Below are 6,000 nucleotides of genomic sequence, written 5' to 3'. Positions count from 1 at the left end.
TGCGCTTCTTTCCGTTCACTGTAGCGATCGGTCAGGTAGTCCGAGCGGTCACGCACAAGCAGCGTGAACTTGTACAGTTCTTCCATCACGTCGACGACGCGGTCGTAATATGCCGAGGGTTTCATCCGGCCGTTCGCGTCGAACTCCCGCCAGGCCTTTGCCACTGATGACTGATTGGGGATCGTCACCATACGCATCCACCGGCCGAGAATGCGCAGTGCGTTCACGGCGTTGAACGATTGCGAACCGCCGCACACCTGCATCACCGCAAGCGTGCGGCCTTGCGTGGGGCGGACGCCGCCGCTTTCAAGCGGCAGCCAGTCGATCTGGTTCTTGAAGACCGCCGTCAGGGTTCCGTGACGTTCCGGGCTGCACCATACGTGCCCCTCCGACCATTCCGAGAGCTTGCGCAGTTCGACCACCTTCGGATGATCGGCCGGCACGCTGTCCACCAGCGGCAGGCCGTGCGGATCGAAGACCCGTGTTTCCGCACCGAAGTGACGCAAGATGCGTTCGGCTTCGAGCGAGAGAAGCCGGCTGTATGAGGTCGCACGCAACGAGCCGAACAGCAACAGGATTCTCGGAGCGTGTTGCGAAGCCGCGCGTGCGTCCAGCTTCTGCAGATCAGGGGTGTCCAGATGCGGGGCGCTGATGTTCGGAATGTTTTGCGTCATTAGAGAAGCCTTTTTCCTTCGCTATCGACCACCTGCTCGCCATCTTCTTTCGTGAATGAGCCTTTCTGTGCAGCAGGCAGGATGTCGAGCACCAGCTCCGAGGGCCGGCACAGGCGCACACCAAGCGGTGTGGCGACAAACGGGCGGTTAATCAGGATCGGATGTTCCATCATCGCGTCGAGCAACTGCTCATCGCTTAAAGATGTTTCCGCGAGGCCGAGTTCGGCATACGGCGTGCCCTTTTCGCGCAGCGTGGCGCGCACGGTGAGGCCCGCGCGTTCGATCAGACTCTTCAGCGTAGCGCGATCAGGCGGGTTCTTCAGATACTCGATGACTTCCGGCTCAATCCCGGCATTGCGGATCATGGCCAGCGTGTTGCGCGACGTGCCGCAATCGGGGTTGTGATAGATCGTGACGTTCATAACGGTTGTCCCTTGGTGCTGTGATTCGCTTCGTACCAGTGCTGGGAACGGTTGACCATGCCAACGACGAACAGCATGACCGGCACTTCGATCAGCACGCCTACCACCGTTGCCAGGGCTGCTCCGGAATGGAAGCCGAACAGACTGATTGCCGTGGCGACCGCCAGCTCAAAGAAGTTACTGGCGCCGATCAGACTGGAAGGGCCGGCAACACAGTGCGCGACGCCGAGACGCCGATTCAGGAGGTACGCGAGGCCAGAATTGAAAAACACCTGTATCAGGATCGGCACCGCGAGCATGGCGATAACCAGCGGTTCCTTGACGATCGCCTGCCCCTGAAACGCAAACAGCAGCACCAGTGTCGCGAGCAATGCGCTGATCGAATACGGACCAAGGTGCGCGACCGCTTGTCGGAAATACGTTTCGCCTCTGGTCAGCAGATGTCGTCGCAACAACTGGGCGAGGATGACGGGGATGACGATGTACAGGACAACTGAAATGATCAACGTATCCCACGGCACCGTAATCGCCGACAGGCCGAGCAGCAGCGCGACGAGCGGTGCAAAGGCAACGATCATGATGGAGTCGTTGAGCGCCACTTGCGATAACGTGAAGTACGGATCGCCTTTGCAGAGTTGCGACCACACGAACACCATCGCCGTGCAGGGGGCTGCGGCCAGCAGGATCAAGCCGGCGATATAGCTGTCGAGCTGGCCGGTGGGAAGCCACGGCGCGAACACATGGCGGATGAAAATCCAGCCGAGCAATGCCATCGAGAATGGCTTGACGAACCAGTTCACGAATAGCGTGACGCCAATGCCGCGCCATTGGCTCTTAACCTGGGTCATCGCGGAAAAATCTATCTTGACCAGCATCGGGATGATCATCACCCAGATCAGCACGCCGACCGGAAGATTCACCTGAGCCACTTCCATGCGGCCAATTGCCTGGAAGAGCTGGGGAAATACCTGCCCGACCAGGATGCCGCCCACGATGCAGAGCGCAACCCAGACCGTCAGGTAACGCTCGAAAAATCCGATTGCCGGCCGTGCGTCGACAATCGCTGCGTCAGTGCTGCTCATTTGATTCCTCTGCCGGCTTCTCACCGATCGCGCGCATTTCGCGCTGGATCGCATTGCGGTCCAGCACATGCAATGGCAGATTCACGAACTGGCTCACGCGGCTCATGATTTGCCGATAGACCTTGCTGAAAACCTTTCGTTTGTCGTCGTCGCTGCCTTCAAAAGCCGCCGGATCCTCGAAACCCCAATGTGCCGTCATCGGATGGCCTGGCCAGATCGGACAGACTTCGCCCGCTGCCTGGTCGCACACCGTGATGACGAAATCCATGTGTGGAGCGTCAGGCGTCGCAAACTCGTCCCAGCTCTTGCTGCGCAACCCTGCTGTGTCGTAACCCAATGTTTCACAGCGTTCAATGGCGAACGGGTTCACCGCCCCGGATGGGTGACTGCCCGCGCTATATGCCTGAAACCGGCCTTTCCCCAACACGTTGAACAACGCTTCGGCCATGATGCTGCGCGAACTGTTGCCCGTGCAGAGAATGAGAATCGAGTAAGGTTTGTCGCTCACAGGCGGCTCCTGAAGGTCACGATAGGGTTACTTAGCCGGTATGCAGCAAGCGGCCGACGACTGCTGATGTGTTTGCGATTGGTCGCGCGAATGACCGTAGACCGGCGCGGCTTCAAGTGTTCGAAACGTTTCCCACGCGACACCCTGAGGATCCGTCGTCCATGCTTTATCCGATCGCGCATAGCAGCAGGTTGTGCCCGTCTGTGGCTGGACTGGCAGTTCCGCGGCGGCGAAGCGTGCATTCATCTCGGCCAGCTCCACGTCGGTTTCTACCTGAATGCCAAGGTGGTCAACACCCGGCTTCGCTCCACGCTGTGAAATTGCGAAGTTGACGGCCGGATTGGTCAACTCCCACTTGCAGTAATCACTTTTCTGGACCGTGGGCTCTGCGTCGCCGAACATGGCACGGTAAAACCGAATGCTGTCGCCCAGGTTCTCGACCGCGATATGGATGTGCATACGCTTCATGGTGTGTCTCCGCAGCAATTGGGGAGATCGCTCGCGGTACAACTCGCGCCCGCGCAGCAGTTCTCCGTCAGAAAACCGATCAGACCCGTCATGGCATCGAAATTCGCCGTGTAAATGATGAAACGCCCCTGCTGTTGCGGCTTCACCAGATCAGCATGTGACAGGTCCTTCAGGTGGAACGACAGGCTTGAAGGAGATAGCCCCAACTGCTGCGCGATTTCACCGGCGGCCATGCCGACGGGGCCTGCGACGACCAGCAGGCGAAAGATCGCAAGGCGCGATTCATGGGCAAGCGCGCTCAAGGCGCGTACAACAAGGTTTGAGTCCATGCACTGAACGATAGACCATTCATTTTGACATTTCAAGTATTATTGAAACGTAGCGACTGCATGCCGCTGATCCTGAGTGCGCTGAGACACGGATCTAGCAACTGCGACAGGCAGTTATGGGTCGAACAGAGGGGCTCGTTGTTTTGCGAAAGGACGGCACGCACGCGAATGCATAAGCCACTGATCGGCCATGAACCGATAGTCGCGCGGCGTAGCAAAAAGGGCAGATCATAGGTTCACTTCAGTCATTCGACGTTGAGCAGACATTTGATCCAAACACCCGAGGCTCCGATTCGTTTTGTCCGCTGATCGGTTGACTACGAATGAAGCAGATCATCGACGATCCGCTGTGCCGCGCTATAACCGCCCATGAGCGCATCCGCTTCACTGAAAAACGGCTTACCGTGTGATTCGCCAAAACGCAGGGGGGAGAAAACGGCTACTGCGGCTCCAGCCTTGCAGATCCCCACGATCGCAACGTACCCCACCTCTCCCGTAGGGGCGCGGTTGCCCTTGCATTGGCGTCTGTCCGTTCGATCGCAAAACTCTAAATGGCCTCAGTGGTAATTTAGCTTATTGATGACGACCTTTTGACCGCGTAAGCTTTTCTCAGACCGCACCAATGCGGAACTCGCAAGTGCGGCAATAGAAATGTCGATGCGGGACGGGGAGTACAACGATGAAAATGTCTCACAGATTAGGACGCCCCGATACGGCGGGGCCAGTGTGGGGGCTTATCTTTGGCATGTTCATGACGGCAATCGGAATAGGCCTCTGGTTCCATGCGACGTCGTCAGAGCCTCCCGGACGGCAAGATGAATCGTTGGCCGTAGCAGCCGTACTCATTGGTCTGTTTTCGGCCGTCTACGCTGGACGCGAACTCCGCCACAAACGTCGGTAGATTGCCTGTCAGGACTATGGATGTCTGGACCGGCGGCTCTAGCCGAATGCGATCACGAGGTCAGTTTGACGGCCGCGCGGTACCACGCTGGTTGCGGCCTTCTTCCGGGTTTGCGTTCGTGATCCGGACACTTGCGCCCGTCCCTAAGAATCATCGACTCAGCGCAAGATCGCCTCAACGATGCCGGCCAGCGCACAAAGCACAACGACGGCGAGCGGCGGAATCTTCCAGCGGGTCAGCAGAAAAAAACTGACGGCTGCAATCGCAAAGTCCACCTCCGAAAGAACCGCGCTGGTCCACACAGGCGAGTACAGCGCGGTGGCCAGCAGTCCAACGACCGCAGCATTCACCCCGGCAAGCAGTGCAGCCATCGATGGACGAGCCCGCAGTGCTTGCCAGTAGGGTAGCGCCGCGAGTACGAGCAGCAGACCAGGGAGGAAAATGCCCGCAGTAGCGAGCAATGCACCGGTCCAATGATTCGGCGCGTCAGCCATGATCCAGCCGAGGAACGCGGCGAACGTGAACAGGGGGCCTGGCACTGCCTGGGCCGCACCGTAGCCTGCAAGAAAATCGTTCGGCGAGACCCAGCCAGTCACTACTGTCTGCTGTTGCAGGAGCGGGAGCACGACGTGACCACCACCAAACACCAGAGCACCAGAGCGGTAGAACGCCTCGAAGACCTTGACCGCCTGCCCCGTGTGCAGTCCAGCTACTGCCGGAAGTCCGAGCAACAGGACAAAAAAGAGGATCAGCGCGGCGGCACCTGCCGTGCGGGAAACGTAGACCTCGTGAGTGTGCTGCTGGAGGCGATTGGCGTCTGGCGACCTTGCGTTCCTGCATAGCGCCAGTCCAAGCACCGCGCCGAGTGCGATAACGATAAGCTGCGCATAGATGGTCGTCAGCATGCTGAGTAGCGAGACAGCGACAAGCGCGATGGCAGCGCGGCGCCGATCTGGACACAGACGCCGCGCCATATCCCAAACCGCTTGAGCTACGACGGCGACAGCGACAAGCTTCAACCCGTGAATCAGGCCGACACCGACAGGGCCGCTAAGACTTGGGGCAAGCGCCGCAAAACCGAGTAACAGTAAGACTGATGGCAGCGTGAATCCACACCAGGCCGCGAGTCCGCCAAGCCATCCTGCGCGCAAGATACCAATCGAGAATCCTGCCTGGCTGCTCGCTGGTCCTGGCAAGAACTGACAAAGCCCGACGAGATCGGTGAAGGTTTCATCATCGAGCCAGCGGCGCCGCTCGACGAACTCCTTACGAAAGTACCCCAGGTGGGCAATGGGCCCACCGAAGCTCGTTAGCCCTAGTTTGAGAAATACCGCGAGAACCTCCGCAGCTGTGCCGGGTTGAGCCAAAGGCGGTGAGACGACTGCGGTTTTCGTTTGTTCACGTGTCATGAGTAATCATGCTTTCATTGAGAATCGCTAGCGGTACCGTTGGCGCGCATTGTTTCACATCTGATTGCTGCGCCAGTGTCGCAGCGATTTCCCGGCTCGTTTCTTTGCGCTCACGATAGTGCTCAGTGCGCCGTAACGTTCCGGGCCGCACAGACCCGGGAACATCGTTCATCGTGCACGCCGCGCCAGCGCAGCAGTTCTCCGATG

General features: G+C 58.8%; 7 protein-coding genes. All 7 read right to left on the bottom strand.

All coding sequences use genetic code 11. The features are described 5' to 3' along the window. A partial coding sequence (gene arsH, locus BCY88_RS30710; RefSeq protein WP_120342742.1) for an arsenical resistance protein ArsH occupies window positions 1-674 on the bottom strand: 674 nt, incomplete at its 3' end. Beyond that, the gene (gene arsC / locus BCY88_RS30705; RefSeq protein ID WP_120342741.1) at window positions 674-1,096 is read right to left on the bottom strand and encodes an arsenate reductase (glutaredoxin); all 423 of its coding nucleotides are present in this window, start codon (window positions 1,094-1,096) and stop codon (window positions 674-676) included. The genes arsC and arsH, both read right to left, overlap by 1 nt. Continuing rightward, complete coding sequence (arsB, locus tag BCY88_RS30700; RefSeq protein WP_120342740.1) at window positions 1,093-2,178, bottom strand: ACR3 family arsenite efflux transporter; 1,086 nt, start codon at window positions 2,176-2,178, stop codon at window positions 1,093-1,095. The genes arsC and arsB overlap by 4 nt, the downstream gene beginning before the upstream one ends. Further along, on the bottom strand, window positions 2,165-2,686 hold the full coding sequence (locus BCY88_RS30695; protein ID WP_120347910.1) for an arsenate reductase ArsC: 522 nt from the start codon (window positions 2,684-2,686) through the stop codon (window positions 2,165-2,167). The genes arsB and BCY88_RS30695 overlap by 14 nt, the downstream gene beginning before the upstream one ends. A 27-nt stretch (window positions 2,687-2,713) precedes the next feature. Beyond that, the gene (locus BCY88_RS30690; RefSeq protein WP_120347909.1) at window positions 2,714-3,154 is read right to left on the bottom strand and encodes an ArsI/CadI family heavy metal resistance metalloenzyme; all 441 of its coding nucleotides are present in this window, start codon (window positions 3,152-3,154) and stop codon (window positions 2,714-2,716) included. Then, window positions 3,151-3,483 carry an ArsR/SmtB family transcription factor gene (locus BCY88_RS30685; RefSeq protein WP_120347908.1) on the bottom strand — a complete coding sequence of 111 codons (333 nt, stop codon included), beginning with the start codon at window positions 3,481-3,483 and terminating at the stop codon, window positions 3,151-3,153. The genes BCY88_RS30690 and BCY88_RS30685 overlap by 4 nt, the downstream gene beginning before the upstream one ends. A 1,059-nt stretch (window positions 3,484-4,542) precedes the next feature. Then, the gene (gene chrA, locus BCY88_RS30675; protein ID WP_120347906.1) at window positions 4,543-5,793 is read right to left on the bottom strand and encodes a chromate efflux transporter; all 1,251 of its coding nucleotides are present in this window, start codon (window positions 5,791-5,793) and stop codon (window positions 4,543-4,545) included. Between the last annotated feature and the right edge of the window lie 207 nt (window positions 5,794-6,000).

Origin of the sequence: Paraburkholderia fungorum, assembly GCF_003610895.1 — a bacterium.
In the GTDB taxonomy this organism is placed as follows: domain Bacteria; phylum Pseudomonadota; class Gammaproteobacteria; order Burkholderiales; family Burkholderiaceae; genus Paraburkholderia; species Paraburkholderia fungorum_B.
The sequence above is the reverse complement of the archived record's forward strand: the minus strand, read 5'-3'. Positions and strand labels throughout refer to the sequence as shown.

Coding starts and splice junctions, on each gene's coding strand:
- arsC (WP_120342741.1), bottom strand. CDS start 1,096: ATGAACGTCACGATCTATCACAACCCCGATTGCGGCACGTCGCGCAAC.
- arsB (WP_120342740.1), bottom strand. CDS start 2,178: ATGAGCAGCACTGACGCAGCGATTGTCGACGCACGGCCGGCAATCGGA.
- BCY88_RS30690 (WP_120347909.1), bottom strand. CDS start 3,154: ATGAAGCGTATGCACATCCATATCGCGGTCGAGAACCTGGGCGACAGC.
- BCY88_RS30685 (WP_120347908.1), bottom strand. CDS start 3,483: ATGGACTCAAACCTTGTTGTACGCGCCTTGAGCGCGCTTGCCCATGAA.
- chrA (WP_120347906.1), bottom strand. CDS start 5,793: ATGACACGTGAACAAACGAAAACCGCAGTCGTCTCACCGCCTTTGGCT.